The 26,371-nt window shown below is 65.1% G+C and carries 25 protein-coding genes, 2 tRNA genes and 1 other RNA gene; 14 read left to right on the forward strand and 14 right to left on the reverse strand.

What is annotated here, in order from left to right; all coding sequences use genetic code 11:
• Positions 1–4: 4 nt before the first annotated feature.
• Genes IIE29_RS14950 through IIE29_RS14960 form a run of 3 tightly spaced genes read right to left on the reverse strand, consistent with a single transcriptional unit; the run spans position 5 to position 4,621 of the window.
• Positions 5–3,049: a bifunctional [glutamine synthetase] adenylyltransferase/[glutamine synthetase]-adenylyl-L-tyrosine phosphorylase gene (locus IIE29_RS14950; protein ID WP_209326101.1), complete on the reverse strand. Its 3,045-nt coding sequence runs from the start codon at positions 3,047–3,049 to the stop codon at positions 5–7.
• 5 nt (positions 3,050–3,054) lie between these two features.
• Positions 3,055–4,413: a type I glutamate--ammonia ligase gene (gene glnA, locus IIE29_RS14955; RefSeq protein WP_209326102.1), complete on the reverse strand. Its 1,359-nt coding sequence runs from the start codon at positions 4,411–4,413 to the stop codon at positions 3,055–3,057.
• 4 nt (positions 4,414–4,417) lie between these two features.
• Complete coding sequence (locus tag IIE29_RS14960) at positions 4,418–4,621, reverse strand: hypothetical protein (RefSeq protein ID WP_209326103.1); 204 nt, start codon at positions 4,619–4,621, stop codon at positions 4,418–4,420.
• Positions 4,622–4,917: 296 nt separating this feature from the next.
• Between IIE29_RS14960 and ald the strand changes: the two genes are divergently transcribed.
• A complete protein-coding gene (gene ald / locus IIE29_RS14965; protein ID WP_209326104.1) occupies positions 4,918–6,036 on the forward strand; it encodes an alanine dehydrogenase in 1,119 nt (372 codons plus the stop codon).
• Between the two features lie 82 nt (positions 6,037–6,118).
• Here ald and IIE29_RS14970 read toward each other — a convergent pair whose 3' ends face one another.
• Positions 6,119–6,844, reverse strand: a complete 726-nt coding sequence (locus IIE29_RS14970; protein WP_209326105.1) for a FadR/GntR family transcriptional regulator — start codon at positions 6,842–6,844, stop codon at positions 6,119–6,121.
• Positions 6,845–7,035: 191 nt separating this feature from the next.
• Here IIE29_RS14970 and map point away from each other — a divergent pair, with 191 nt between their 5' ends.
• Genes map through IIE29_RS14985 form a run of 3 tightly spaced genes read left to right on the forward strand, consistent with a single transcriptional unit; the run spans position 7,036 to position 9,070 of the window.
• Positions 7,036–7,944 (forward strand): type I methionyl aminopeptidase, encoded by a 909-nt coding sequence (gene map / locus IIE29_RS14975; RefSeq protein ID WP_209326106.1) that lies wholly within the window; start codon positions 7,036–7,038, stop codon positions 7,942–7,944.
• Between the two features lie 16 nt (positions 7,945–7,960).
• Positions 7,961–8,782, forward strand: coding sequence for a polyphosphate--glucose phosphotransferase (gene ppgK / locus IIE29_RS14980; protein WP_343071922.1), 822 nt, complete (start codon positions 7,961–7,963; stop codon positions 8,780–8,782).
• Between the two features lie 48 nt (positions 8,783–8,830).
• Positions 8,831–9,070: a hypothetical protein gene (locus IIE29_RS14985; RefSeq protein WP_209326108.1), complete on the forward strand. Its 240-nt coding sequence runs from the start codon at positions 8,831–8,833 to the stop codon at positions 9,068–9,070.
• Between the two features lie 18 nt (positions 9,071–9,088).
• On the opposite strand, the gene rnpB is transcribed toward IIE29_RS14985, so the two are convergent.
• Positions 9,089–9,452: RNase P RNA component class A (gene rnpB / locus IIE29_RS14990), an RNA gene on the reverse strand.
• A 140-nt stretch (positions 9,453–9,592) separates the two neighbouring features.
• On the opposite strand from rnpB, the gene IIE29_RS14995 reads away from it, so the two are divergent.
• The gene (locus IIE29_RS14995) at positions 9,593–10,369 is read left to right on the forward strand and encodes a YaaA family protein (protein ID WP_209326109.1); all 777 of its coding nucleotides are present in this window, start codon (positions 9,593–9,595) and stop codon (positions 10,367–10,369) included.
• Positions 10,370–10,397: 28 nt separating this feature from the next.
• Here the strand turns inward: IIE29_RS14995 and IIE29_RS15000 are convergent, their stop codons facing one another.
• Positions 10,398–11,126, reverse strand: a complete 729-nt coding sequence (locus tag IIE29_RS15000; protein WP_209326110.1) for a zinc ribbon domain-containing protein — start codon at positions 11,124–11,126, stop codon at positions 10,398–10,400.
• Between the two features lie 14 nt (positions 11,127–11,140).
• Positions 11,141–11,995, reverse strand: a complete 855-nt coding sequence (locus tag IIE29_RS15005; RefSeq protein ID WP_209326111.1) for a Nif3-like dinuclear metal center hexameric protein — start codon at positions 11,993–11,995, stop codon at positions 11,141–11,143.
• Between the two features lie 102 nt (positions 11,996–12,097).
• Here IIE29_RS15005 and IIE29_RS15010 point away from each other — a divergent pair, with 102 nt between their 5' ends.
• Both IIE29_RS15010 and IIE29_RS15015 read left to right on the forward strand, forming a co-directional pair.
• Positions 12,098–13,639 (forward strand): fatty acyl-CoA synthetase, encoded by a 1,542-nt coding sequence (locus IIE29_RS15010; RefSeq protein ID WP_209326112.1) that lies wholly within the window; start codon positions 12,098–12,100, stop codon positions 13,637–13,639.
• A 138-nt stretch (positions 13,640–13,777) separates the two neighbouring features.
• On the forward strand, positions 13,778–15,241 hold the full coding sequence (locus tag IIE29_RS15015; RefSeq protein ID WP_216629807.1) for a uracil-xanthine permease family protein: 1,464 nt from the start codon (positions 13,778–13,780) through the stop codon (positions 15,239–15,241).
• A gap of 111 nt (positions 15,242–15,352) precedes the next feature.
• On the opposite strand, the gene IIE29_RS15020 is transcribed toward IIE29_RS15015, so the two are convergent.
• A tRNA-Pro gene (locus IIE29_RS15020) sits at positions 15,353–15,429 on the reverse strand.
• A gap of 82 nt (positions 15,430–15,511) precedes the next feature.
• Between IIE29_RS15020 and IIE29_RS15025 the strand changes: the two genes are divergently transcribed.
• Together IIE29_RS15025 and IIE29_RS15030 are read left to right on the forward strand one after the other, a co-directional pair.
• Positions 15,512–16,009 carry a TetR family transcriptional regulator gene (locus IIE29_RS15025; protein WP_209326113.1) on the forward strand — a complete coding sequence of 166 codons (498 nt, stop codon included), beginning with the start codon at positions 15,512–15,514 and terminating at the stop codon, positions 16,007–16,009.
• Between the two features lie 81 nt (positions 16,010–16,090).
• A tRNA-Val gene (locus tag IIE29_RS15030) sits at positions 16,091–16,164 on the forward strand.
• 92 nt (positions 16,165–16,256) lie between these two features.
• Here the strand turns inward: IIE29_RS15030 and IIE29_RS15035 are convergent.
• On the reverse strand, positions 16,257–16,604 hold the full coding sequence (locus IIE29_RS15035) for a cupin domain-containing protein (RefSeq protein WP_246475975.1): 348 nt from the start codon (positions 16,602–16,604) through the stop codon (positions 16,257–16,259).
• Positions 16,605–16,642: 38 nt separating this feature from the next.
• Positions 16,643–17,326: a helix-turn-helix transcriptional regulator gene (locus IIE29_RS17255; protein ID WP_209372802.1), complete on the reverse strand. Its 684-nt coding sequence runs from the start codon at positions 17,324–17,326 to the stop codon at positions 16,643–16,645.
• 48 nt (positions 17,327–17,374) lie between these two features.
• Here IIE29_RS17255 and IIE29_RS15045 point away from each other — a divergent pair, with 48 nt between their 5' ends.
• Entirely contained in the window at positions 17,375–17,965 is a 591-nt protein-coding gene (locus IIE29_RS15045) for a DUF2249 domain-containing protein (protein WP_209326115.1), read from the forward strand.
• Positions 17,966–18,013: 48 nt separating this feature from the next.
• On the opposite strand, the gene IIE29_RS15050 is transcribed toward IIE29_RS15045, so the two are convergent.
• Positions 18,014–18,490, reverse strand: a complete 477-nt coding sequence (locus IIE29_RS15050) for an Lrp/AsnC family transcriptional regulator (RefSeq protein ID WP_209326116.1) — start codon at positions 18,488–18,490, stop codon at positions 18,014–18,016.
• A 109-nt stretch (positions 18,491–18,599) separates the two neighbouring features.
• Here IIE29_RS15050 and IIE29_RS15055 point away from each other — a divergent pair, with 109 nt between their 5' ends.
• Positions 18,600–19,781, forward strand: coding sequence for a trans-sulfuration enzyme family protein (locus tag IIE29_RS15055; protein WP_209326117.1), 1,182 nt, complete (start codon positions 18,600–18,602; stop codon positions 19,779–19,781).
• Between the two features lie 92 nt (positions 19,782–19,873).
• A complete protein-coding gene (locus tag IIE29_RS15060; protein WP_209326118.1) occupies positions 19,874–20,641 on the forward strand; it encodes a MerR family transcriptional regulator in 768 nt (255 codons plus the stop codon).
• On the opposite strand, the gene IIE29_RS15065 is transcribed toward IIE29_RS15060, so the two are convergent.
• The 3 genes from IIE29_RS15065 to IIE29_RS15075 all read right to left on the reverse strand — a co-directional run bounded on the left by IIE29_RS15065 (position 20,629) and on the right by IIE29_RS15075 (position 22,001).
• On the reverse strand, positions 20,629–21,033 hold the full coding sequence (locus IIE29_RS15065) for an HIT family protein (RefSeq protein ID WP_209326119.1): 405 nt from the start codon (positions 21,031–21,033) through the stop codon (positions 20,629–20,631). The two genes, IIE29_RS15060 and IIE29_RS15065, sit on opposite strands and share 13 nt — an antisense overlap.
• 63 nt (positions 21,034–21,096) lie before the next feature.
• Complete coding sequence (locus IIE29_RS15070) at positions 21,097–21,561, reverse strand: redoxin domain-containing protein (RefSeq protein ID WP_209326120.1); 465 nt, start codon at positions 21,559–21,561, stop codon at positions 21,097–21,099.
• On the reverse strand, positions 21,558–22,001 hold the full coding sequence (locus IIE29_RS15075) for a DUF3052 domain-containing protein (protein ID WP_209326121.1): 444 nt from the start codon (positions 21,999–22,001) through the stop codon (positions 21,558–21,560). Before IIE29_RS15075 ends, IIE29_RS15070 begins: the two co-directional genes overlap by 4 nt.
• Positions 22,002–22,263: 262 nt before the next feature.
• Here IIE29_RS15075 and aceE point away from each other — a divergent pair, with 262 nt between their 5' ends.
• Both aceE and IIE29_RS15085 read left to right on the forward strand, forming a co-directional pair.
• Positions 22,264–25,026: a pyruvate dehydrogenase (acetyl-transferring), homodimeric type gene (gene aceE, locus IIE29_RS15080; RefSeq protein WP_209326122.1), complete on the forward strand. Its 2,763-nt coding sequence runs from the start codon at positions 22,264–22,266 to the stop codon at positions 25,024–25,026.
• A 116-nt stretch (positions 25,027–25,142) separates the two neighbouring features.
• Positions 25,143–26,342, forward strand: a complete 1,200-nt coding sequence (locus tag IIE29_RS15085) for a PucR family transcriptional regulator (RefSeq protein WP_209326123.1) — start codon at positions 25,143–25,145, stop codon at positions 26,340–26,342.
• Positions 26,343–26,371: the final 29 nt, after the last annotated feature.

The following is a 26,371-nucleotide window of genomic DNA, read 5'->3' on the forward strand; positions in this document are numbered from 1 at the left end:
CGGCTCAGAATCCGTAGAACCGCTGCTCCATGACGCTGCGCGCATGCCGCGTCGTGCGCAGGTAGTCGTCCTCGAGATCGTGCCCACCGCCGGCCGGGTAGCCCAACAGCCGAGCAGTGGCCTCGAGTTCGGTGTGATCGACCGGCAGAGCCTCGGCTGTCCGTCCGCGGAAGAGCATCACGGCGGATCGGACGTCGGTGGCCAGTCGCCACGCCGCGGCGAGCTGCTCGGCGTCCTCCGCAGGAATGCAGCCGACGTCCGTGGCAGCCTGCAGCGCCTCCAGCGTCGAAGTCGTTCGCAGACCGGGAAGCGCATGAGCGTGTTCGAGCTGCAGCAGCTGCACCGTCCATTCGACATCGGAGAGGCTGCCCCGGCCCAGCTTGAGGTGCCTGCGTTTGTCCCCGCTGCGCGGCAGACGCTCGTCCTCCATCCGCGCCTTGAGAGTGCGCACCTGCGTCATCGCCTTCTGAGGCATGTGGGGAGGATAGCGCAGCGGATCGATGAGAGCGGCGAAATCAGCGATGAGCGGCTCGTCGCCGGCGACGGGACGAGCGCGCAGAAGGGCCTGCGCCTCCCACGGCTGCGACCACTTCGCATAGTAGGCCTGATAAGACGAATAGCTGCGCACGAGTGGACCGTTCTTGCCCTCGGGACGGAGATCGGCATCGAGGTCCACACCCTGCGCGCTCTCGTTGGCTTTCAGTCGGCTGGACAGCTGGAGCGCGATCTTGCTGACGTGTTTGCTCAGTTTCGCCTTCGCCTCGGAGTCGAGGTCATCGTCGAGCGGTCGGTAGACGTACATGACATCTGCATCGGAGAAGTACCCGATCTCCCTTCCGCCCCACCGTCCCATGGCGATGAGGACGAACTCGTACCCGGGGGTCTCGGGTTCGTCGAGGTCGAGCCGCACAGCGCGCAGCGCCCCCTTGACCGCGAGGTCCATGAGGTCCGAGAGATCACCGGGGACCCCCGCGCGCTCGCCCACATCGAGGACATCGCGCAGGGCGATGCGCAGCAGCTCTCGACTGTACGTCTCCCGGATCGGGGTGACGGCAGCGGAACCGTGGCGTTTGAGCAGTCCGTCGACCTCGGCAGCGAGCACCTCGGGATCGCGAGCTGCGAGGTTGTCGTACTTGTCCAACCAGGCCACGGCGGCCGGCTGGCGCAACAGCAGCTCCGTGGCATAGCCGGACAGGGACAGCACTTCAGCCACCGACTTCGCCGCCAGGCCCGAATCGCGCAGCATCTTGAGGAACCATCCCGATGACGACAGCGACTCGCTGAGCCTACGGAAGGCCAACAGGGCCCGGTCGGGCTCCACTCCATCGGAGAACCAATCGAGCAGAGCAGGCAGAACCTGTCTGATGACCATCGCCGTGCGCGACATCCCTGTCGTCAGGGCCTTGATATGGGAGAGGGCGCCGTGCGGATCGCGATAGCCGAAGGCATGCAGACGATCCGCCGCGGCCTGCAGACTCGAACCGCGTTTGTGCGCGTCGACGACGGCGCCGTGCACACCGACTGCGGCGTCGAGGATCGGACGGTAGAAGATCTGTTCGTGCAGGCGCGTGACCTGTTTGGCATAGTCGCGCCTGGTCTCTTCGAGCCGTGCTCCGGTGCGGGATCCGGAACGGAAGACCGAACGGGCGAGCACGCGCAGCTTCATCTCGTCGTCGGGGATGAGGGCATTGCGCATCATCCGCGGCATCTGCACCCGGTGTTCGACGACGCGCATGAATCTGTAAGCGTTTGAGAACACAGCCGCGTCCTGCTGCCCGATGTATCCGTGTTCGCCGAGTTCCTCGAGCGCCACGAGCGTGTTCGGCGTGCGGATGTCCTCATCGGTGCGCCCGTGGACGAGCTGAAGCATCTGAGCAGAGAACTCGACGTCGCGCAGCCCTCCGCGCCCGAGCTTGATCTGACGCGGCGCCTCGGCAGCGGGGATGAGGTCGACGACGCGCCGACGCATCGATCGGATGCCATCGATGAATCCGGCGCGGCTGGCGGCCTGCCAGACGAGTGGCAGCAGCGCCTCGGAGAACTGCTGGCCCACCTCGGCGCTCCCGGCCACGGGACGAGCCTTGAGCAGGGCCTGGAATTCCCAGTTCTTCGCGATATCGGCGTAGTAGTGCTCGTATTCCGACAGGGTCCGCACCAGTGCGCCCGCCTTGCCCTCAGGACGCAGGGCCGTGTCGACCTCCCACAGCGCGGGTTCGGGCCCGGCGTCGGACAGGATGCTGCGCATGCGCTGGGCGAGTTCTGTGGCCAGATGTCGCTGCTCGTCGTTCGCACTCGAATCGAGGACGAAGACGACGTCGACATCAGAGACGTAGTTGAGCTCCCTCGCCCCGGTCTTGCCCAGAGCGATGACCGCGAGGCCGACCTCTGCGACCGGATCGAGCTCTGCGCGGGCGACCGCCAGCGCCCCATCCAGAGCCGCGGCCGCCAGATCGGACAGAACTGCCATCACCTGGTCGACGATCTCGACAGGCGCTTCCGCTGCGACGTCGTCGGCCACGAGGCGCAGGCTCGCGTCTCGATAGACACGACGCAGCGCCTGGATCCCCTCATCACCGGTCAGCCGGGCACGGGGGGCCGGGTCTTCGGGGTCGGCGCCCACACTGGCGAGCAGCTCGCTGCGCAGGGACGCCGCCGAGGCGGCCGGAGTGGAGATGAGCAGGAACGGGTCCTCGGCGAGCAGGAGCGGCAGCGAGTCCGGATGCCTGACGAGGTGGTCGACCATCGCCTCGGAAGTGCCCATGACCGCGAGCAGACGAGCCAGCAGAGGACGATTGAGCTCGTCTTCGGCCAACCGCCCAGCCGAACCGGACCGGACCGCGGCCAGCAGCAGCCGTGCGGACTCCGCTCCGCCTGCTTCGACGACCCGCAGCAGCCCGAGGGCGGCAGCGTGCGGATCGGGAGCTGCCATGAGCAGGTCGACGAATCGGGAGTCCGTGGCCAGCGGCTGACCCAGCAGCTCGTCGAGCTCGCGGAGGAATCGTGCGGTCGGATCCGGGACGCTGGTGGTGCGTGAGGTGATTCCTGCCATGAGAGCTACATCGCGGTGAAGTGCTTGGCGAGCTCGTAGGGAGTCACCTGAGCGCGGTAGTCGTTCCACTCCTGGCGCTTGTTTCGCAGGAAGAAGTCGAAGACCTCCTCGCCCAGAGTCTCGGCCACGAGATCTGAGCTCTCCATGATCTCCAAAGCATGCGAGAGGCTGCGGGGCAGCGCTTCGATGCCCATCGCGCGACGCTCGGTGTCCGAGAGCAGCCAGACGTTGTCCTCGGCCTCGTCTGGCAGCTCATAGCCTTCCTCGATTCCTCTGAGGCCGGCCGCGAGCATGAGCGCGTAGGACAGATAGGGGTTGGCCGAGGAGTCCAGCGCCCGGTACTCCACCCGTGCAGAGGAAGATTTGCCCGAGTTGTACTGCGGCACCCGGACCAGGGCGGACCGGTTGCGATGCCCCCAGGAGATGTAGGACGGCGCCTCATGTCCGGTCCACAGCCGTTTGTAGGAATTCACGTGCTGATTGGTCACCGCCGAGATCTCTGCCGCATGCATGAGCAGCCCGGCGATGAACTGGCGTCCGGTCCGCGACAGCTGATACTCGGCTCCCGGTTCGAAGAACGCATTGTTCTCACCTTCGAACAGCGACACATGCGTGTGCATGCCGTTGCCTGGATGCGCCGACAGCGGTTTGGGCATGAACGAGGCGTACACACCCTGCGAGATCGCAACTTCCTTGATGACCGAGCGGAAGGTCATGACGTTGTCGGCCATCGTCAGAGCATCCGCGTAGCGCAGGTCGATCTCGTTCTGCCCGGGCCCGGCCTCGTGGTGGGAGAACTCCACCGACAGCCCCATCGCTTCGAGCATGGTCACCGCCTCCCGGCGGAAGTCATTGGCCGTACCGCCATTGACATGGTCGAAGTAGCCGGCCGTGTCGACCGGCATCGGCGCGGTGCCGTCGGTGATTCCGCTGACCGGATCGAGGTTATCGGTCTTGAACAGATAGAACTCGATCTCCGGATGCACATAGAAGGTGAAACCGCGTTCGGCAGCCTTCGCGAGTGTGCGTTTGAGGACATTGCGCGGATCCGCCGGCGCGGGCTCTCCGCCAGGCACGTGGATATCGCAGAACATCCGCCCGGTGGGCTCGGTCTCTCCCCGCCAGGGCAGCAGGGAGAACGTCGAGGGGTCGGGTTTGAGCACCATATCGGCCTCGTACACCCGTGACAGTCCCTCGACGGCCGAACCGTCGAATCCGATGCCTTCGGAGAAGGCGCCTTCGAGTTCGGCCGGAACGATGGCCACGGACTTCAGCTGTCCGAGGACATCAGTGAACCAGAGGCGGATGAATCGCACTTCACGATCCTCGACGGTCCTGAGTACGAATTCCTCCTGACGCGACATTCGATCAGCCGTTCCACTTCTCGTCGTCTTCGTCCCACTTCCGGTTGCGCTCCCGAGCCTTCTCAAGGGCAGCGCGTGCCACTTCCTCCGTCTCGTACGGACCCATGCGGTGATTCCAGTCGCTGACCAGGCCCTTTTCGACGGTGTTCGTCTCGAAATTGAAGTAGTACTTCGAATTCGGATCGTCGATATCTTCGTAGAGTCCCATGGCGAGCCTTCTCTCCTTGGTGGGGTTCTGCATTGACACTGTCAGCTTACCGTTTCGGGCTGTGAACGCGGAGTACCCGTGTGGTTCGCCGACCCTGCACTCCTACTCGCACTGGAATCATGTTTTCGGCGTCATCTGGTACTCGAATCCACGGATTTCGCACTATTGCTGACGAAAACAGCGATAAAGGTTTGCTCTGCAAACCTTCTAAGGAATAGAGTTGGAGCCATAGTCGGCCGACGGCGAAGTCGGCCGCCACCGCGCGAGTGGCGCAAGATCGAGAGAGAAGGAACGCAATGCGCATTTCAGTGCCCACCGAGGTCAAGAACAACGAGCACCGAGTCGCCATCACCGCTGCCGGCGTCCACGAACTCGTCGCCCACGGTCATGAGGTCACCGTGCAGGCGGGAGCCGGCGAGGGATCGTTCATCACCGACGAGGAGTATTCCGCCGCCGGAGCCAGCATCGCCGCCGACGCCGCCGCCACCTGGGCCGCAGGCGACCTCGTGCTCAAGGTCAAGGAACCCATCGAGCAGGAGTACGAGTTCCTGCGCAAGGACCTCATCCTCTTCACCTACCTCCACCTCGCCGCCGACGAGGCCCTGACACGGGCGCTCATGGAAGCCGGCACGACGGCGATCGCGTATGAGACAGTGCAGCCCGACGGCGGAGGGCTCCCCCTCCTGGCTCCCATGAGCGAGATCGCCGGCCGACTCTCGACGCAGGTCGGCGCGCACAGCCTGCTCAAGGCCAACGGCGGACGCGGCATCCTGCTCTCCGGCGTGCCCGGGGTGGAGCGGGCCAACGTCGTCGTCATCGGCGCCGGCGTCGCCGGCACGAATGCCGCCCGGATGGCTCTGGGCCTCGGAGCGAACGTCGAGGTCATCGACATCAACATCCCTCGCCTCCGGCAGATCGACGAAACCTTCGCGGGTGCGATCGCGACGAAGGTGTCGAACAAGTACGAGATCACGAAATCCCTGGCCAATGCCGACCTCGTCATCGGTTCCGTGCTCATCCCGGGCAAGAAGGCACCGAAGCTCGTCACCGATGAGATGGTCGCGGGAATGAAGCCGGGCTCGGTCCTCGTCGACATCGCGATCGACCAGGGCGGCTGCTTCGAGAACTCGCACCCGACCACGCACGACGATCCGACCTTCCCCGTCCACAACTCGGTCTACTACTGTGTGGCGAACATGCCCGGCGGCGTGCCGAGCACCGCGACCGCGGCGCTGACGAACGCGACGCTGCCCTTCGCGGTCAAGATCGCCGATCAGGGATGGCACAAGGCCCTGTCGAACGATTCCGCTCTGGCCCGTGGGCTCAACATCCACAACGGCCACGTCACCAACAGCAACGTCGCCGACGCCTTCGGGCTCGAAACGGTGTCCGTCGAGCACGCTCTGGCGAACTGAGCCCACAGCGCTCACCGCCTCTCTCCGCCGTCGGCCGGTGCCCCATCGGGGTGCCGGCCGACGTCATGCGAGTCCTCGGGCTTCACCCCTGGGACACGATGGTGGTGAAGCGGAAGTGCTCTTCACACAGCCGTCCTGCTGTTTCGGCATCCTGTTCGGCGATCGCTTCGACGATCGCGGCATGATCGGCCACGGCATGGTCGAAGAGTTCGGCAGAGAACGGATCGTGCCGGAATCCGGCGTTGATCTTCGTGTCGATGTCGATGGCCATGCGCACGAGCTCGGGGTTGTGGCCGGCCCGGGCGACGGCGAAATGGAACTGCGCGTCCGCTGTCCGAGCCGCCGCCGCCTCGGCGCGTCGGGAATAGTCTGCGGCGAGCTGCCTGAGCTCCGTGAGCTCGTCCTCGGTGCGCCTTCGTGCCGCGGTCGCGGCCAGGCAGTTCTGGAACACGGCACGGGCGTCGAGGAGGTTCCGCCGTTCCGCATGGAATTCCTCGATCCTTCCCGCCATCGGCGCCAACGCCTCCGGGCGGGCGTTCTTCACAAAAGTCCCTCCCCCGCGCCCCCGGCGTCGTTCGACGACTCCGAGACGCTCGAGGCGCAGCAGAGCGGCACGCACGCTCGAACGAGATACCTGCAGATCGGCGGCGAGAGTCCGCTCACCGGGCAGAAGAGTGCCCTCCGGCAGCGCCCCGACCGCGATTCCGGACAGGATGTGGTCCGCAATCTGCTGTGGAGCGCTCGTCAGGCTCACCACATCGCCGAGGCCGGAGAACTCATGACCGGCAGCATCCGTCTCGTCGCTCAACACGCCTCCCGCTGTCCTCATCCGCCTGTCCCGCTCACGGCCCGCATCCGCGACCGATCGGTTCGCCGAGTCGAGCCTCACGCCTGTGCCCGGCTGCTTCGATTCTAGACGCGCCCTGCACCGGACCAGAACATCGACAGGCACCGCCGAAGTGGGCAAAGCCGGGCAACCACCATAGAATCGATTGCATCATGACAGCTCACACCCGCCTGCTCACTCCCGGAACCCTCTCTCCCGAACGCAGAGTGCCGAAGAACATCGCCCGCCCCGAATACGTCGGACGTGCCGACGCCGACGAAGGTCGCGGAAACAACTTCTACTCCGCCGAAGAGATCGAGATCGTCCGGGCCGCAGGACGGATCGCGGCGAATGCGTTGGCCGCAGTCGGCGAGATGATCGTGCCGGGAATCACCACCGATGACATCGACGCCGTCGCCCACGAGTTCATGTGCGACCACGGGGCTTATCCGTCAACCCTGGGCTATCGGGGGTTCCCGAAGTCGGTGTGCACCTCCGTCAACGAGGTCATCTGCCACGGCATCCCCGATTCCACGGTGATCGAGGACGGCGATATCGTCAACGTCGACATCACCGCCTATTTCGAGGGCATGCACGGGGACACGAACTACACGTTCTATGCGGGCGAGGTCGACGAGGCCTCCCGTCTCCTCGTCGAACGCACCTACGAGGCGATGATGCGCGGCATCAAAGCCGTCAGACCCGGCCGCGAGATCAATGTCATCGGCCGCGTCATCGAGAAGTACGCCAAACGCTTCGACTACGGCGTCGTCCGCGACTACAGCGGGCACGGAGTCGGTCGCGAATTCCACTCCGGTCTCATCGTCCCCCACTACGATGCCGCGCCCGCGCACTCCGAGACGATGGAGCCGGGAATGATCTTCACCATCGAACCGATGCTCAATCTGGGCACGATCGAATGGGATGTCTGGGACGATTCCTGGACCGTGGTGACGAAGGACCGGAAGCGCTCGGCGCAGTTCGAGCACACCCTGGTGGTGACCGAGACGGGCGCCGACATCCTCACCCTGGCCGATGCCGACACCGCCATCGCCCACGGACCGCTGAATCACGGGAACTGAGATGGCGGAGGAGACAGTGCACCGATTCGCCATCGGCATCGATATCGGCGGAACCGGCATCAAAGCGGCCCTCGTGGACACGGTCACCGGGCAGTTGGCTTTCAAACGCCTGCGGGTGCTCACGCCGAAACCGAGCACACCGAGCGCTGTGGCCGAGACGATTGCCGAACTGCTCGAAGTCCTCACCGCCCGCGCCCTGGAACTCGAAATCGTCACCGACAGGACCGATCTCGACTCGCTTCCTGTCGGCTGCGGATTTCCCGGCGTCATCCGCGACGGCCTCGTCGAGTTCACGGCCAACCTCGATCAGAGCTGGGTCGGATCCGCGATCGCGGCCGTCATCGGCGACCGCACCGGACGCAGGGTCCACTTCCTCAACGATGCCGATGCTGCGGGACTCGCCGAGATGATCTTCGGAGCCGGGCGCGCCCACCGGAAGAAGACCGTGCTTCTGACGACTCTGGGAACAGGCATCGGCACTGCTCTGTTCACGCAGGCACGGCTCGTGCCGTACACCGAACTCGGGCATATCGAGATGAATGGTGCCGATGCGGAGACGCAGGCGGCCGAATCGGTCAAGGTGCGGTTGGGACTGAGCTATGAGGAATGGGCGAAGCGCCTGCAGCAGTACTTCTCACTCATCGAGCTGCTCGTCGCCCCCGATGTCATCATCGTCGGCGGAGGAGTCTCGAAGTCCCATGCCGAGTTCCTCCCGCTCATCTCGACTCGGGCCAAACTCAAACCCGCCAAGCTCTTCAACAACGCCGGAATCGTGGGAGCTGCGATGGTCGCCGTCAATGACGGCAAAACGAAGGTGAAGAAGAGCGACTCGCATTGATGAGAAGCGTCCGGGGCAGCCGCGGTCGTCGCCGATCATGAGGTCGAGGTGAGGAAGGTCCTTGACTCGACCTCCCGGAAGCATCGCACGGTCGACACGCTCACCTATTCTCTCGACGACACCGACGGCAGGCCCTTGAAGCAGCCGCTGATCTACCGCGGCGAAGACGGTTACGTCCTCGTCGTCGGCGGCGTCGCTGCCATCGGCGCCTTCGGCATCCTCGTACTCGTCGTCGGACTCAACGGTCGGCTCCTGCGCCAGCATGCGCAAGCCGGCCGCCCCTTGTGAGGACGCGGGCGGAGAGAAGAGGACAGGCCACCGATACGCCGGGTTCTGTCGACGAGTCGGTCACCCTTCTCGCCTGACGGTCATCTGTCTGGGACCGATGTTGCCACCGGCCTCGAGCGATCCACCCGACGACTCGGCGAGCAGCCTCGAACGTCGTCTGTCTGATCTTGCTCCGGATGGGGTTTACCCAGCGGCGCCGGTCGCCCGACACCCTGGTGGTCTCTTACACCACCGTTTCACCCTTACCCGACCGAAGCCGGGCGGTCTGCTCTCTGTTGCACTTGCCCGCGGGTTGCCCCGGGTGGGTGTTACCCACCATCCCTGCTCTGTGGAGCCCGGACGTTCCTCAGCCGAAATCGGCCGCGACCGTCTGGTGACCTGTCCTCAAGCAACCCAGTCTACCGCTTCGAATACGTTCCGCTGACCGGAGCCGCGCCCGTTCGTCCGCCAAGTCTGCGAACGTGACGAAGCTCATCCGCAGGCACCGCCGCTCGCCTTCGTCGGTGATCATACGATGGAAGGGTGAAGATCCTGCTGCCGCCCTCCGAGGGCAAGACGCCGGCTCCGACCGGCCCTGTGCTCGACCTGGACAGGCTTTCGTCCCCGGAGCTCACCGCGAAACGCAAGCGGGTCCTCTCCGCGCTGCAGAAGGCCTCGAAGCGCCGCGATGCGCTCGAAGTCCTCGGCGTCGGTGCCTCGCTGGCCGACGACGTCGAACGCAATACCGTCCTCGACGTCATTCCCTGCGCACCGGCCCTCCTCACCTATTCCGGCGTCCTCTACGAGGCCATGGGCGCCTCCGAACTCGTCGCCCGGGCGGCCGAGGACGAGAGCCTGCACGCGCGCCTGCGGCAGGTGCTCGTCTTCTCCGCGCTCTTCGGTCGGGTGAACGGCCTCGACGTCATCCCCGCCTACCGACTGGCGATGAAGACCGAGCTGGGAACCCTGGGCCGCCTCACCTCGTATTGGAAGCCGATCCTTGCGGAATCCTCTCCGCTCGACACCGCCGAGGTGGCCCTCGACTGCCGTTCGAGTGATTACCGATCGGCCTGGCCCGGTCCGAATGACCAGGTCGTCACCATGGGTGCCGTCACCGTCAAGGACGGCAAACGTCGTGTGGTCTCGCACTGGGCGAAGTTCTATCGCGGGGAGTTCGCGGGTCGACTGCTCGCTGACGCGCGTGCGCTGCCGACGACCGTCGATGAGCTGGTGGCAAGGGCCGAAGAGATCTATGAGGTCGAATTCACCCCGTCTGCCCCGAAGAAGCCGGCGGCTCTGACGGTTGTCCTGCGCGGCTGAGTCTCTCGTGTCGCGCAGCTGCGCAGCCTCAGCTGCGCCGCAGCAGCACCGCCTCGCACTCTTCGCATTCGTAGGTTTCGTTCAGATCCCCACCGAGCATCGCCTTCCAGACGGCTGCTCCGATCTCCTGGCCGCACGCCTGACAGTTCGGTCCGGTGAGGAGGGCCGCACCGGGCCCGCCCTGTGCCACATTCGCTTCGAAAGCGCTGACCAGCTGCTGCGGCAGCGACGATTTCGCCCCACCGGCAGAGACTTCGTTCGCGCTGATGAGGTCTCGGAGTTCGGCCTTGCGGTCTTTCACCGCGGTCTGCACCTCTTTGCCGGCAGTCGTCACCTCGGCGATCCTGTCATCGACCCCTGACAGCTCCGCCTCGGCAGTCTCGAGCCTCTCCATCTCCTCGAGCTGGGATTCTTCGAGCTCGGAGACGCGGTCCTCGTGGCCCGCGATCTCGTTCTGCAGGTTCACGAGGTCTCGGCTGGTCAGACCCGTGCCGTCATTGAGTTCGGCGGTCTTCTTCTCGATCTGCGTCCGCTGCGCCTCGATGAGCGCATTCGTCTCCCCGATCGCCGAACGTAGACGGTCAACGCCCTCGGACGCCCGCGTCCTCTCCTCCCCGAGTTCCTTGTGGGTCCGGACGAGGTCCTGCAGTTCGGCTCCGCGCTTCGGGTTGTCGTGTTCGTGTCGCAGGGCGCGGCCATTGGGCGTGAGCTCTATGAGGTTCTGCAGGGCGGTTCGCTGGTCGTCGGTGATGCGCATCGTCGATCTCCTCCTCAGTAGCGTTCGACCCAGGGGTCGGTGTTGACGGCCGAATGCTGCAGGGCGACCGTGAAGCCGCGCTCGCCGAACTCCGCCTCGAGAGCCCGGGCAGCGGATTCCAACCACACCGTCTCCGAGGCCCAATGAGAGACGTCGATGAGCTGGGGGCGCCCGTCACCGCGGTTAGCGGTATCGCGCGCCTCGGTGGCTGGGTGGTGGCGCAGGTCGGCGGTGATGTAGACCTCCGCGCCGCTGGCACGGACCTCGTCGAAGAGCGAGTCACCGGCCCCGCCGCACACCGCGACCCGGGTGACCGTCGCGCCAGGATCACCGGCGATGCGCACTCCCGTCGTCGTCCGGGGCAGCTTCTCGGCCAGCGTGCGAGCGATGTCGCGCACCGGCGTCGGGCGGGCCAGATCACCGACGCGACCGATCCCGGTCGGCAGGGTTTCGGCCCCAGTCCGCGGAGAGGGAGCGTGCGGAGCCAGCGGTACGGCATCCCTGATGTCCAAAAGCGAGATGAGCGCATCGGAGACGCCCTCACGGGCCGAGTCCGCGTTCGTGTGCGCATTGAACAGTGCGATGTCGTTGCTGATCAGCGTGTGCACTGCCCCTCCTTTGAGGGTGGAGGCGCTGACGGTTTTCACGGGCTTGAGTATGAGCGGATGATGGGTGAACACCAGGTCGGCTCCGAGCACCACCGCCTCCGCGATGACCGCGTCCATCGGATCGAGAGCCAGCAGGATCGAGCGGACCTCGGCAGCGGGATCACCGACGGACAGGCCGACCGAGTCCCAGGGCTCGGCCAGGGCCGTCGGCCACAGCGAGTCGAAGACTTCGACGCAGTCACTCACCTTCGGATGCTTCATGGGTCCACACTATTACATCCGGGAAGCCGGGAAATCACTGAGCGCCGCCCCGAAAAATGAGACGCAGTTCACTCCGCTCGCGTTCGCTCATATATTTGGGTCATGTCATTTTCACACACGGACACCGCATCCCCCGCCTTCAGCAACACGTCGACGGTCGCCGATCTCATCCGCCGCAGCGCCGGTCGCTTCTCCACCGACACAGCCATCGAATTCGGAGATCGGACGTGGACCTACGCCGAACTCGACGCGGCCGTCACGGCAGTCGCCCGCGAGCTCCTCCGCCTCGGGGCGGGAAAAGGCGACAGGATCGCCGCCTACGGCAAGAACTCCGACGCCTATGTCCTCCTCTATCTCGGCTGTGCCCGCGCAGGCATGATCCACGTACCGGTGAATTTCCAGCTCAAGCACGACGAGCTCGAGTACATCCTCGACAATGCCGGGGCAGGGATCGTCTTCGCCGATGCCGATCTCGTCGATGCCGTGGCCTCCACGCAGACAGGGGCGGCCACACAGGTCATCGATCTGGCTTCACTGGTGCCCGTCGCCTCGGCGGACACCATCGCTCCCGCCGATGATGCGGAGTTCTCCGTCGTCGACACGGACATCGCTCAGCTCCTCTACACCTCCGGCACCACCTCGGCGCCGAAGGGAGCGGTGATGACCCATCGCGCCCTGGTCCACGAGTACCTGTCCTCGCTGCTCGCCCTCGACTTCGCGACCACCGATCGCGCCGTGCATGCGCTGCCGCTCTATCATTCCGCGCAGATGCATGTCTTCCTCCTCCCGCTGCTGTCGATCGGCGCGCACAACATCATCGTGCCGGCACCGGTGCCCGACCAGCTGCTGGCCCTGTTCGAGGAGCGGGAGATCAATTCGTTCTTCGCCGCTCCCACGGTCTGGGTCGCCTTGGCCAACAGCCCAGAGCTCGAGACTCGGAACCTCGACAGTCTGCGCAAGGCCTACTACGGCGCATCGATCATGCCCGGACCGATCCTCGATCGTCTCCGTGCGCGACTGCCCGAGCTCGGCTTCTTCAACTGCTTCGGGCAGTCCGAGCTCGGCCCGCTGTGCACCGTGCTGCGCCCCGAAGACCACGACTCCCACCCCGGCTCGGCCGGGCGCCCGGTCATGTTCGTCGAGACGCGCGTCGTCGACAGCGCCGGTGAGGATGTCGGTCCCGGCCAGGAGGGAGAGATGCTCTACCGCTCCCCGCAGCTGTGTGAAGGCTACTGGAATCGCCCCGATGCCACGGCCGAGGCTTTCGACGACGGCTGGTTCCATTCCGGTGATCTGGTCAGAGTCGACGTGGACGGCTACGTCGAGGTCGTCGACCGGGTCAAGGACGTCATCAACACCGGCGGTGTCCTGGTGGCCAGCCGGCAGGTCGAAGACGCGATCTTCGAACTGCCCCAGGTCGCCGAGGTGGCCGTCGTCGGTATCGCAGACGAGAAATGGATCGAGGCGGTATCCGCCTTCATCGTCTGCAAACCCGATCAGGGCGAGCTGAGCGGCGAGGAGGTCATCGCGCACGTCAAGACACGCCTGGCAGGTTTCAAAGTGCCCAAACGCGTGGACTTCGTCTCGGAGCTGCCGAAGAACTCAGCCGGGAAGATCCTCAAGCGCAGCCTGCGCGAAAGCTGATCCGCGGGCTGGTCGCCGGGGATCCGCAGGCGTGCTGCTCCGCAACAGCGCTGCGCGCGGCGGTCCGGCGCGTAGTATTCTTCCGACGGATCGGCGCGAGTCCCGATCACCGGCGACGAGCAGTGGGCAAGGAGCACAATGGTGGAATCGAAGCAGACGGACGCACAAGAGCGGCGAGGGCACCGTCGCGGCTGGACGCTGCACGGTGACGGACGGACGATCGCCCCTGGCGAGCGGGTGCTGCCCGAGGAGCGCCTGAGCTGGCCGCGCACCATCAGCGTCGGAGCCCAACATGTCGTGGCGATGTTCGGCGCCACGTTCCTCGTGCCTCTGCTCACCGGTTTCCCGCCCTCGACGACCCTGTTCTTCACAGCGCTCGGCACCTTGCTCTTCCTCGTCATCACCAAGGGCATGATGCCGTCCTACCTCGGCTCGTCCTTCGGGCTGCTGGCCCCGATCGGCGCGGTCACCGGGTTCTCCGCGACCGCGGGCGAGGAACTCGACTCCCATGCCATGGCGTTGGCGCAGGGCGGCATCATCTCGGTCGGCGTCACGCTCGCACTCGTCGGGCTCGTCGTCCATTTCGTCGGTGTGCGCTGGATCGAGGTGACGATGCCGCCTGTCGTCACCGGGGCCATTGTCGCGCTCATCGGCCTCAATCTCGCTCCCGCCGCGTGGGACTGGGTGCAGGCAGCTCCTCTGACGGCCGTGATCACCATCGCCGCCATCTTGCTGACCACGGTCCTGTTCCGTGGCATGCTCGGGCGGCTCTCGATCCTCATCGGCGTGCTCGTCGGCTACGCAGCCGCATGGCTGCAGGGACAGATCGACTTCTCCACCGTCTCCCGAGCCGACTGGGTGGGCCTTCCCGCCTTCCACGCTCCGGCGTTCGACCTCGGCTATCTCGGACTGTTCCTCCCCGTGGTCCTCGTACTCATCGCAGAGAACATCGGCCATGTGAAATCGGTGGCCGCCATGACGGGACGGGATCTGGACTCGCTCGCCGGACGAACCCTCTTCGCTGACGGCTTCTCGACGATGCTCGCCGGCTCGGGCGGCGGTTCGGGGACGACGACCTACGCGGAGAACATCGGAGTCATGGCCGCGACACGGATCTTCTCCACTGCTGCCTATCTGTGCGCAGCCGTCATCGCCTTCCTCCTCAGCCTGCTTCCTAAGTTCGGTGAGATCATCGCCACGATCCCTCCCGGCGTCCTCGGCGGTGCTGCGACCGTGCTCTACGGCATGATCGGCATGCTCGGCGTGCGGATCTGGGTGGAGAACAAGGTGGACTTCTCCAATCCCATCAACCTCAACACCGCCGCGGTTTCGCTCATCGTGGCCATCGCGAACTTCACGTGGACGCCCGGAGGACTGCAGTTCGAGGGGATCGCGCTGGGCACAGCCTCGGCGATCGTCGTCTACCAAGTGATGAAGGCGATCGGTCGGTGGCGCGGCACGGATCCCGACGCTGTGATCGAGAACTTCGCCGAGGCAGCCGATCACCCCGATGCGAACGACCGTCCGCGACACGCAGAGGCCGGCCGGTCGGAAGCCGACGGTGTCGGCGGCACAGATCCCGGACAGGGCGGAGTCGGCTGATCCGCTCCCTCGCCGCGCAACGGCCCGTCCCCGTGGGGAAGAGAGGGACCGAATGACGCCGGAGACCAGAAGTGCCGCAACTCGCCTGAGCGAAGTTGCGGCACATTCCCTTGGTCGGGATAGCGGGATTCGAACCCACGACCTCCTCGTCCCGAACGAGGCGCGCTACCAAGCTGCGCTATATCCCGTGACCAGGAACTACTATAGCGAGGGGAACGCGATCTGAAAAATCGGGACCGGACACGGACGCTGAATGAAAGGAATGTCTCATTGGCACTGACCGTCGAGACCATCACGAACACTGCTTTGGACATCCTTTCGCGATACGGCCTCGGTGACCTCTCGATGCGCCGTCTGGCCCGAGAACTCGGGGTTCAGCCATCTGCTCTCTACTGGCACGTCAAGGACAAGCAGTCCCTCCTCGTCCTCATCTCGAAGAGCCTCAGGGCGGAAGTCGACGCCCGGTGCCCCGCCACCGCCGATCCCCTGGCTGCAGCCATGTCCCTGCGCGAGGTGCTGCTGAAGTACAGGGATGGTGCCGAGATCCTGCTTCTGGGGTATTCGATCGCCCCCGCCGATGTCACACCGCAGGCGCTCGCCGGTCAGCGTCTGGGCGCGGAAGTGGCGCAGGGCATCATGACACTGACCTTGGGAGGCGTCGCTGTGGAGCAGAACCGCCGGCTCTTCGACGTCGATCCCTCGGCAGCCGCAGAGAACTACACTGCCAACGCAGCACAGATGCTCAGCGGCATCCGTTCCTGCCCCTGATCGGCGCACATCCGGATTCGTCGCAGCACCTCGGGTGTGGCATACTGATCAGGCGCTCTCGGACGCTCCGACAGCGCAGTGGGGCCTATAGCTCAGCTGGCTAGAGCATCTCGTTTACACCGAGAGGGTCGGGGGTTCGAGTCCCTCTGGGCCCACAGCAGAAGGCACCCCGTGGAAGCGGGGTGCCTTCGTCATATCTGTGACGCTGGAGTTCTGCCGCCGCGGCAGACGTGGCGCTTGGCGCGCACTAGCCGCCGTGGACTTCCGTGCGGATCGTGAGCAGGAAGGCAGAATCTTCCAGGGCTGTGACCGAGTGCCGTTCGGGTGGGATCGCGATGAAGTCGCCGGTGGACAGCTCCCAGGACGCTTCCGCTGTCGCAAGTCGAACACGCCCTTCGATCACCTGCAGAGACGCCTCGGGCGGAGAATCGTGGTCGGCGAGCTCGGAGTCCTCGGTCAGGGTGAGCATCACTTGCCGGAGATAAGTGCCGGTGAAGACACCGCGTGCCGCACGACCGCTGCGGGATGCATGAGCCTTGTCCAACAGTTCGGCACTGAGCCCGCGCAGGTTCTGCCCGGTCGGTTCATCGGTCATCTGCATTCTCTTTCGTTCGACGATGGTGGTGATGGTTTTCAATTCCCCGCGGCAGGCGCTCGCCGCCGCAGTCGGGCCCGGCAGCTCGATGCGGTGGCGAAGGGCTCGAGCGATTCGACTGCACTGGACGACTCCGCGGCATCGAGATAGCCCGACATCAACCCGCGGTGAATGGAACAGACCAGTCGACCGTGAGTGGCGAGGAATTCCCGGAGCGGACAATTGTGCAACTCGATCATGTCCGCCTCAGAGCACGTGGGGGCGAAGCCTGTTGCCTCGAGTGTGTCGACCAGTCCTTCGACCGCATCGGCCGCTGATGCCCCGGCGGTGGCGGCTGCACCACTTCCCCACTGGCGCCCTGCCGATTCGGCTTCGCGCTCGGAATCAGCCGCTGCGGCGATCCGGTTGAGGAGGATGCGTGCGAGCAGATCCGCCCGCAGCTCTGTGGAGCCATGCGACGGCGAGAGACGGAACCGCAGTTCCGGTCGCCCCGGGGTACGGCTCGGTACCTGTTCGCGGACGACATCACCGCTGCGCTCAAGGATCCGCAGGTGAAAACGGATTGTGTTCGGGTGAACCCCGACAGCATCGGCGAGTTCGGCTGCAGTCGCCGTAGTGCGTTCGCGCAGGACACGCAGGATCTCGGCTCGACGGGTCCTCCCCATTTCGGAGACCCCTCTCGTACGCGACAGACCTGCGCGCGAGCACTCCTGCGGATCCATGGTGATAGTTTATACAAGAATCCATTGGAACAAAGCAGAGGAGCCGCTATGGCAGAAGAAGCCGTCATCGACGTCCGGACCGTTCCGAAGCCCGAGCGCCATCCGCACATCATCAAGGCCTATCAGCAGCTCGAGGTCGGAGCCGGGCTCATCCTCGTCAATGACCATGTGCCCGAAGGACTGCGCGTCGAGATGTTTCGAGAGTTCGCCGATGCGGTGGGCTGGGAGCCGCTTGAGAGCACCGAGGACGAGGTGCGAGTGCGCATCAGCAAGCAGGCGTCGACTTCGGCACCGCGAGTCGTCCTCGATGTCGACGAACTCTCGGCAGAGGCCGAGACCTCCGGTTCCGTGTGGCAGCTGCCGCCCCAGCAGCGTGACCTCGACGCCAATGTCATCGCCCTCACCCCGGGCGGAGAGATCCGAGAGCACACCGGACCCGATCTCGATGTGCTCATCCACGTCCTCGCAGGTGCGGGCACACTGGAGACCGAGACCGGAACGATCGCCCTCTCCCCCGGTCAGATCGTCTGGCTGCCTCGCCGTTCGCGTCGACGGATCGTCGCCGACGCCGAAGCCGGACTGCAGTACTTCTCCGTCCACCAGCGCAAGCAGGGCTTGACGATCACCGCACGGGGCTGAGCCTGTGCTCGGTCACGGAAGATCGCTCCTCGAGCGCTTGGCGCTGGCTCACGGCTCTCCGGGGATCCAGGCCGAACCGTCCTCGACCCGATAGATGAGATTCGTCCGCGTATGGGCCACCGCCGGGTAGCGGGTGAGATAGTCGAGGACGAACGACTGCACCGCCTCGGTGTCGGTGGCCACGATGTGCAGCAGATAGTCGTCGGCACCGGCCATGTGATACATCCTCACCACACCGGGGAAGTTCGGTGCTGCCGCAGTGAACGCGTCGATCTCGGCGCGATCGTGTTTGGCCAATCGGATCGAGACCAGCGCCTGCAGACCGACGCCGAGGGACGCGGGATCGACATCGATGCGGAACCCGCGGATGACACCGAGCGACCTGAGCCGCTTGAGACGCAGAGAGACCGTCGACTCGGAGATCCCGACCGACTCTGCCAATGCTGCTCCCGAGGCACGAGAATCCGCGTTGAGCTCCTGCAGCAGACGGCGATCGGTGGCATCGAGTGAGACATTCTGCGACATGAGTCACAGTCTGGCACACGTCCTCGCAGATCCTCCATTTTCGGCCTGTTTCCTCACAGGTCATTCAATGATGATTGCGTTGTTCGGGAGAAGTGGTTTGAATGCCGCTATGACCTCTATGCATCTCGATACCCAAATGGTCCACGGCGGGATGGACGGCCTCACAGAGTCAGGCGTCCACGTCCCCGCCATCGATCTGTCCACCACCAACCCGGTCAACGACGTCCGCACCGGCGGGGACTCCTACGAACGGCTTGCCACCGGACAGACGCTCAAGGAGGGCGATTCGGCCGTCTACCAGCGTCTCTGGCAGCCCGGCGTGGCGCGATTCGAGTCGGCCTTGGCCGAACTCGAGGGCGCGGAGTCAGCAGTGGCCTTCGCCACCGGCATGGCCGCGCTGACTGCCGCGCTCCTCGCCGCTGTCGAGGCCGGCACTCCGCACATCGTGGCGGTCCGTCCTCTCTACGGCGGCAGCGACCACCTGCTCGAATCGGGTCTGCTCGGAACCTCTGTGTCCTGGGCTGAGGAGAGTGAGATCACCGCGGCCATCCGTGAGGACACCGGACTCGTCATCGTCGAGACGCCTGCCAATCCGAGCCTCGACCTCGTCGACCTCGAGGCGGTCGTCGCCGCGGCCGGTGACATCCCGGTCCTCGTCGACAACACCTTCTGCACTCCGGTCCTGCAGCGTCCCATCGAGCATGGGGCCGCCCTCGTCCTCCACAGTGCGACGAAGTACCTCGGCGGTCATGGCGACGCTATGGGCGGAATCATCGCAACGAATGACGAGTGGGCCACCCGGCTGCGTCGAGTGCGTGCGATCACTGGCGCACTGCTGCATCCGATGGGTGCCTACATGCTCCATCGCGGCCTGCGCACCTTGGCCGTGCGGATGCGCGCGGCACAGGATACGGCGGCTGAACTCGCGCGCCGGCTGAGTTCGCGCCCGGAGGTCACGCGAGTGCACTATCCCGGCCTGGCCGGAGGGGACCCCCGGGGTCTCATCGGCCGGCAGATGTCCGGAGGCGGCGCGATGATCGCGATCGAGCTCACCGGCGGCTTCGAAGCCGCTCGGACCTTTGTCGAACACTGTGACCTCATCGTCCACGCGGTGTCGCTCGGAGGAGCCGACACCCTGATCCAGCATCCGGCTTCGCTGACCCACCGGCCCGTCGCCGCCACGGCGAAGCCGGGAGATGGCCTGGTCCGGCTCTCGGTCGGTCTCGAACACGTCGACGACCTCGCTCGGGACCTCTTCTCAGCCCTCGACTCCCTCAGATCCGCGGCCTGAGGGAATTCCGCGGTCGGGCAGGAGCCCCAGTCGGGACGGAACCGACCGCTGCACTTGACCTTGACGTTGCGTCAACTTCTAGGCTGTCGATCATGGATTGGTCCATTCAGGAAACAGCACAGTTGACGGGAACGACGAGCCGCACCCTGCGTCACTACGACGCGATCGGACTGCTGCCGCCGACGTACATCGCCGCAAACGGCTACCGCTGCTACGACGAAGCGGCATTGGTGCGCCTGCAGCGCATCTTGCTGCTCAGGGAGCTGGGGCTGCCTTTGACCAGGATCGCCGAGGTGCTCGACCGCACCGAGGATCCGGTCAAGGCTCTGTCCGAACACGTGCTCTCACTCGGACACGAGCAGGAGCGCCTCGGTCGGCAGATCGCTGCCGTCACTGCGACCATCACACGATTGAAAGCAGGTGAGCCGCTCATGGCTGAGGAGATGTTCGACGGTTTCGACCACCGCGACCACGAAGAGGAAGTGACCGCCCGCTGGGGCGGTGAAGCTTATCGGCGCTCCGCGGAGTGGTGGACGGGTCTGTCAGCTCAGGAGCGCTGCGACTTCAAGTCCCAGGTCGATGAACTCCGTCGAGACTGGATCGCCGCCTCCGATGACGGTGAGGATCCCGAATCGCCGAGGTGCCAGGAACTGGCCAGGAGACACATCGCCTGGCTGTCCGAGACGCCGGGGACTCCCGCCGCCGATCCTGACGGAGATCTGTGCGGATACGTGACCGGACTGGCTGAGATGTACGTTGCGGATGAGCGCTTCGCCGCGAACTACGGCGGGGTCCGCGGTGCGAGCTTGGTGCGGGATTCGCTCCTGGCCCGCCTTGCCACGGCAGGTCAGGACAGCTGAGAGAGAGCCTGACGGATCTTCTCCGCCGGCCCTTCCAACTGTTCCGGAGTCTGCATCGGTGCCCGATCACTGATGTCGAAATCATCCATCGAGTTCGTCGGCAGCACGTGGATGTGGAGGTGGGGGACCTCGTAACCGACGACGAGCAGGCCGATGCGCTCACAGTCGAACGCCTGCTTCTGGGCCTCCCCGACCTTCTTCGCCACCGCCATGAGGTGATCAAGCAGCTCCTGGTCCGCATCGATCCAGTGCGAGATCTCTTCCCGCGGCACAACCATGACGTGTCCCTCCGTCATTGGCGCCACGTCGAGGAACACGACGCACTTGTCGTCGGTGTGGACGAAGGTGCCGGGAATCTCACCGTTGATGATCTTGGTGAACAGCGTGGCCATGATGGAGTCCTCCTTGCAGTGTCCGACGGGCCGTGGTTCGGCGCGCAGAATATGGCTTGAGTGTCAGAGGCTGGAGAGCGCCGCGTCGAAATCGCCGGAGAAATCCCGCATCACCCCGCGGGCGACCTGCCTGCCTCTCACGATCGTACCCGCCGAGATGACGAAGACTCCTCGTTCGGCCACCCCGTGGACCGGATCGAAGACACCGAAGGCACGAGCGGCCTGCCCATGGGGCCAGAAGTCCGAGCCCAGCAGCAGACCGGTGCCCGTCTGCTGCGACCACGCGGCCAAGGTGTACTTCGAGTCGACCGACACCACGAGGACGTCGACCCGCTTCGCGTCCTCGCGCATCGACGCCTGCCAGCGATCGAGAGCTGCCAGCTCGTCCCCGCAGATCGGAGAGAACGCGAAGGGCACGAAAGCGAGCACGAGTACGGAGGAGGTGGCCGCCTCGGCGAGGGTGATGACCGATCCATGCTGATCGGGAAGCGTGAGATCCGGGGCCCTGTCACCGGGCCGCAGGATCATGAATAGTTCTTCTTGCCCACGAGCCGGAAGCCGGCCCAGTCGTCGGCGGCGCTGACAGTCGAGGTCACGTGCATGCCGGCTGTCGGAGCCGCTTCGGAGATCTCGGCCGGGCTGATGTGTCCGGGACGATTGGCCTTCGGGCTGAGCAGCCACACGACTCCGCCCTCCTTCAACGTGGCCTGCGCGTCGACGAGACCGTCGATGAGATCATCGTCGTCCGACCGCCACCACATGAGGATCACGTCGTAGACATCGTCCTCTTCGCCGTCAGCGATCTTGTCACCGATGATGTTCTCGATCGCCTCGCAGAGTGCCTGGTCGACGTCGTCGTCATAGCCGATCTCTTGCACATAGTCCCCCTTGCTGAAGCCGAGATTGTGGCCCAGCTCGTTTGCGAGGGTCGACGTGGAGGATGTCCTTTCAGAAGCGGAGTTGCTCATGCCTGTATTGTTCCGTCAACTGTGGTCAAGGTGCAAATGTCCGGCGCGTCTGCGCACCGCAAGCGAAGCCAAAACGCATCCAAGGGCATGAATGCGTCAGAGAGATCACAAGAACTCGGGACAGCGAAGTTTGCCTGCGCGTACTAGGCTGATGAATGTATCGGATGGACCCTGGGCACAGACATCCTGCGGACCGCACTCCATCTGATCGACATGATCTCTACACCAACGAAGATCGTGGAGCTGAAGAGAGGACCACATCGTGGACAATCGGAATCAAGGCGGGCCCATCCTCAACGGGCTTCCCAGCCAGGTGCCCGACATCGACCCGGAGGAGACCGAGGAATGGCTGGCCTCCCTCGACGGCCTCATCGATGAGAGCGGTCGGTCACGCGCACGCTACGTGATGCTGCGTATGCTCGAGCGCTCACGTCAGAAGCAGATCGGCGTACCGAGCCTCACCGCCACCGACTACGTCAACACCATCGGACCCGAGAACGAGCCATGGTTCCCCGGTGATGAAGAGGTCGAGCGTCGCTATCGTCGGTGGAACCGCTGGAACGCAGCCATGCTGGTCCACCGCGCCCAGCGTCCCGGCGTCGAGGTCGGCGGCCACATCTCCACCTATGCCTCCTCGGCTACTCTCTACGAGGTCGGGCTCAACCACTTCTTCCGCGGCAAGGACCATCCCGGCGGCGGCGATCACATCTTCTATCAGGGGCATGCCTCCCCCGGCATGTATGCCCGGGCCTACCTCGAGGGCCGCATGAGCGCTGACCAGCTCGACGGCTTCCGTCAGCAGCAGTCGCACTTCATCGACGGCAAGCCGCAGGGACTGCCGTCCTATCCGCACCCGCATCAGCTGCCGGACTTCTGGGAGCACCCGACGGTGTCCATGGGGCTGGGACCGATGAACGCGATCGCGCAGGCGCAGTTCGACAAGTACCTGCACAACCGCGGCATCAAAGACACCTCCGACCAGCAGACCTGGGCGTTCCTCGGCGACGGTGAGCTGGACGAGCCAGAGAGTCGCGGCATGCTGCATGTCGCAGCATTCGAAGAGCTCGACAACCTCAACTTCGTCATCAACTGCAACCTCCAGCGCCTCGACGGACCGGTCCGCGGCAACGGCAAGATCATGCAGGAACTCGAATCGTACTTCCGCGGCGCCGGTTGGAACGTCATCAAGGTCGTCTGGGGCCGAGAGTGGGATGCCCTGCTGGGCAAGGACCGCGACGGCGCGCTGGTCAACCTCATGAACGCCACCCCCGACGGTGACTACCAGACCTACAAGGGAGAGTCCGGCGGATTCGTTCGCGACAACTTCTTCGGCCGTGATCCGCGCACCAAGGCGATGGTCGAGGACTACAGCGACGAGCAGATCTGGAACCTCAAGCGCGGTGGACACGACTACCGCAAGGTCTATGCCGCCTACAAGGCCGCCGTGGAGCACACCGGTCAGCCGACCGCGATCCTCGTCAAGACCGTCAAGGGCTACTCGCTCGGGCCGCATTTCGAGGCCCGCAATGCCACGCACCAGATGAAGAAGATGACGGTCGACGACCTCAAGCTCGCCCGCGACCACTTCCAGATCCCGATCTCCGACAAGGAGCTCGAGGACAACCCGCAGCTCCCGCCGTACTACCACCCGGGGGTCGATGCCCCCGAGATCAAATACATGCAGGAGCGCCGTGCCGCGCTCGGAGGCTACTCCCCCGAGCGCCGCAGCACCCACATCGATCTCAAGATGCCCTCCGACAAGGCCTTCGAAGCCGGACGCCGCGGTTCGGGCAAGCAGTCGATCGCTACCACGATGGGCTTCGTGCGCGTGCTCAAGGACCTCATGCGCGAGAAGGAGTTCGGTCACCGGATCGTGCCGATCATCCCGGACGAGGCTCGCACCTTCGGCATGGACTCGTTCTTCCCGACGGCGAAGATCTACAACCCGCACGGCCAGAACTATGTTTCCGTCGACCGTGATCTGTTCCTCGCCTACAAGGAGGCCACGGACGGGCAGCTCATGCACGTGGGCATCAACGAGGCCGGAGCGACTGCCGCCCTGACCGCGGCAGGAACCTCGTACGCCACCCACGGTGAGCCGATGATCCCGTTCTATATCTTCTACTCGATGTTCGGGTTCCAGCGCACCGGCGACTTCTTCTGGGCCGCCGGCGATCAGATGACCCGCGGCTTCGTCCTCGGCGCCACCGCCGGGCGCACGACGCTTGTGGCCGAGGGCCTCCAGCACGGTGACGGACACTCGCACCTGCTCGCCTCGACGTATCCGTCGGTCATCTCCTACGACCCGGCCTACAGCTACGAGATCGCCCACATCGTCAAGGACGGCATCCATCGGATGTACGATCCGGCCGATGAACGCGACCCTGACGTGCTCTACTACATCACCATGTACAACGAGCCGATGGTCCAACCCGCCGAGCCGGAGGGACTCGACGTCGAAGGCGTGCTCAAGGGCCTCTACCTGCTCAAGAAGGGCCCCGACAACGGCGGCCCGAAGGTGCAGCTGATGGCCTCGGGCGTCGGGGTGCCGTGGGTCCTCGAAGCGCAGGAGCTGCTGGATGAGGACTGGGGCGTCTCGGCCGATGTGTGGTCCGTGACCTCGTGGACGGAGCTGCGCCGTGACGGGCTGGACGCCGAGAACGACCGACTGAGGAATCCCGAGGCGGAAGCCCGCGTGCCCTATGTGACCGAGAAGATGGCCGAGGCCGAGGGGCCGGTCATCGCGACCTCGGACTACATGCGCGCGGTCCCCGATCAGATCCGCCAGTACGTGCCCAGTCACTTCACCTCGCTCGGCACCGACGGCTATGCGATCTCGGACACCCGTCCGGCGGCCCGTCGCTACTACCTCGTCGACGGACCGTCCGTGGTCACCCAGGCGCTCATCTCGCTCGCCGACACCGGCCAGGTGCCGCCTGAGAAGGCGGCAGAGGCCGCGAAGAAGTACCAGCTCGACGACGTGCGTGCAGGCAGCACGGGGTCGACGGAGGGGGCGGGAGCCTGATCACTGCCCACAGATATGGCCGGAGTCTCCAAGACTCCGGCCATTTCTTCTGCCGCTTCCGACTTTTTGTATGTCGCTGACAACAAACTTGTCACCAGTCGTCTAAAGTCGTGTCCATGATGTCCGATGCCGAGACTCTGCGCCGTCGCGCCGAGACCGCCCGGCGACTGCGCGCCGGGGTGGGAGTGCTGTCCTCCGTGACTCTCCAGCGCCTCGAGGCCCAACTGCCCTGGTACCGCTCGATGTCCTCCTCCGACCGGTCCTGGGTGGGACTGCTCGCCCAGTCGGGCATCTCGTCTTTCGTCGATTGGTACCGCAAACCCGATACGAACCTGCGCGTGGTCTCCGACCTGTTCAAGACTGCCCCGCGTGACCTGATCCGCGCGATCAGCCTGCAGCAGACCCTGCAGCTGCTCAAGATCGTCGTCGAGGTCGTCGAGGAGAGGGTTCCCGACATCGCTCGCCCGGCCGAGCAGCCGGCCCTGCGCGAGGCAGTGCTCGTGTATTCGCGCGAGATAGCCTTCGCCGCCGCCGATGTCTACGCCCGCGCGGCCGAGGCGCGGGGCAGTTGGGACGCCAGGCTCGAAGCCATGGTCATCGACGCGCTCGTGCGCGGGGACTCCGTCGACGAACTCGCCAGTCGCACCGCGGCGTTCGGGTGGCAGTCCGAAGGGCCGGTCTGCGTCATCGTCGGCCGGGCACCGCAGCGCGCGGCGAAGAAGGGGCTCGACGGCATCCGGCGCAAAGCCCGCCGCTGGGCCGACGACGCCCTGCTGGGAATCCACGACAGTCGGCTGCTCATCGTCCTGGGCGGGGTCTCCGACCTCGACGATGCCGTCGAGGACCTCTCCGAATGCTTCGGCCCCTCGGAGGTGATCGTCGGCCCCACGGTGCCGGCTCTGGCCGAAGCGGCCACCTCGGCGAAGGCGGCGATCCGGGCTCTCAAGGCGGCCACCGCCCGGCCGGATTCCCCGCGACCCGTCAAGGCCGACGACCTGCTGCCCGAACGTGCCCTGTCCGGTGATCAGATGGCCTTGAACGAACTCATCGAGCGCTATTACGAACCGCTCACCGCGGGCACGGGCCAGCTGCTCAAAACCGTCAGCGCCTATGTCGAGTTCGGCTCGTCCCTCGAGGCCACTGCGAAGGCGCTGTCCGTCCACCCGAACACCGTGCGCTACCGTCTGCGGAAGATCACCGACGCCATCGGACTCGATCCGACGACCTCGCGTGATGCGTTCGTCATCCATATCGCTTTGGTGTACGGGCGACTGTCAGAGGACGGGGTATTGTCGAACAGCGACAAATCTCATTGATTCGGACACAGAATCCATTAGATTGAGCA

This window comes from Brevibacterium renqingii (assembly GCF_017808095.1).
Lineage (GTDB): Bacteria > Actinomycetota > Actinomycetes > Actinomycetales > Brevibacteriaceae > Brevibacterium > Brevibacterium renqingii.

Coding starts and splice junctions, on each gene's coding strand:
- IIE29_RS14950 (WP_209326101.1), bottom strand. CDS start 3,049: ATGGCAGGAATCACCTCACGCACCACCAGCGTCCCGGATCCGACCGCA.
- glnA (WP_209326102.1), bottom strand. CDS start 4,413: ATGTCGCGTCAGGAGGAATTCGTACTCAGGACCGTCGAGGATCGTGAA.
- IIE29_RS14960 (WP_209326103.1), bottom strand. CDS start 4,621: ATGGGACTCTACGAAGATATCGACGATCCGAATTCGAAGTACTACTTC.
- ald (WP_209326104.1), top strand. CDS start 4,918: ATGCGCATTTCAGTGCCCACCGAGGTCAAGAACAACGAGCACCGAGTC.
- map (WP_209326106.1), top strand. CDS start 7,036: ATGACAGCTCACACCCGCCTGCTCACTCCCGGAACCCTCTCTCCCGAA.
- IIE29_RS15000 (WP_209326110.1), bottom strand. CDS start 11,126: ATGCGCATCACCGACGACCAGCGAACCGCCCTGCAGAACCTCATAGAG.
- IIE29_RS15005 (WP_209326111.1), bottom strand. CDS start 11,995: ATGAAGCATCCGAAGGTGAGTGACTGCGTCGAAGTCTTCGACTCGCTG.
- IIE29_RS15010 (WP_209326112.1), top strand. CDS start 12,098: ATGTCATTTTCACACACGGACACCGCATCCCCCGCCTTCAGCAACACG.
- IIE29_RS15015 (WP_216629807.1), top strand. CDS start 13,778: ATGGTGGAATCGAAGCAGACGGACGCACAAGAGCGGCGAGGGCACCGT.
- IIE29_RS15035 (WP_246475975.1), bottom strand. CDS start 16,604: ATGACCGATGAACCGACCGGGCAGAACCTGCGCGGGCTCAGTGCCGAA.
- IIE29_RS17255 (WP_209372802.1), bottom strand. CDS start 17,326: ATGGATCCGCAGGAGTGCTCGCGCGCAGGTCTGTCGCGTACGAGAGGG.
- IIE29_RS15045 (WP_209326115.1), top strand. CDS start 17,375: ATGGCAGAAGAAGCCGTCATCGACGTCCGGACCGTTCCGAAGCCCGAG.
- IIE29_RS15050 (WP_209326116.1), bottom strand. CDS start 18,490: ATGTCGCAGAATGTCTCACTCGATGCCACCGATCGCCGTCTGCTGCAG.
- IIE29_RS15055 (WP_209326117.1), top strand. CDS start 18,600: ATGACCTCTATGCATCTCGATACCCAAATGGTCCACGGCGGGATGGAC.
- IIE29_RS15060 (WP_209326118.1), top strand. CDS start 19,874: ATGGATTGGTCCATTCAGGAAACAGCACAGTTGACGGGAACGACGAGC.
- IIE29_RS15065 (WP_209326119.1), bottom strand. CDS start 21,033: ATGGCCACGCTGTTCACCAAGATCATCAACGGTGAGATTCCCGGCACC.
- IIE29_RS15070 (WP_209326120.1), bottom strand. CDS start 21,561: ATGATCCTGCGGCCCGGTGACAGGGCCCCGGATCTCACGCTTCCCGAT.
- IIE29_RS15075 (WP_209326121.1), bottom strand. CDS start 22,001: ATGAGCAACTCCGCTTCTGAAAGGACATCCTCCACGTCGACCCTCGCA.
- IIE29_RS15085 (WP_209326123.1), top strand. CDS start 25,143: ATGATGTCCGATGCCGAGACTCTGCGCCGTCGCGCCGAGACCGCCCGG.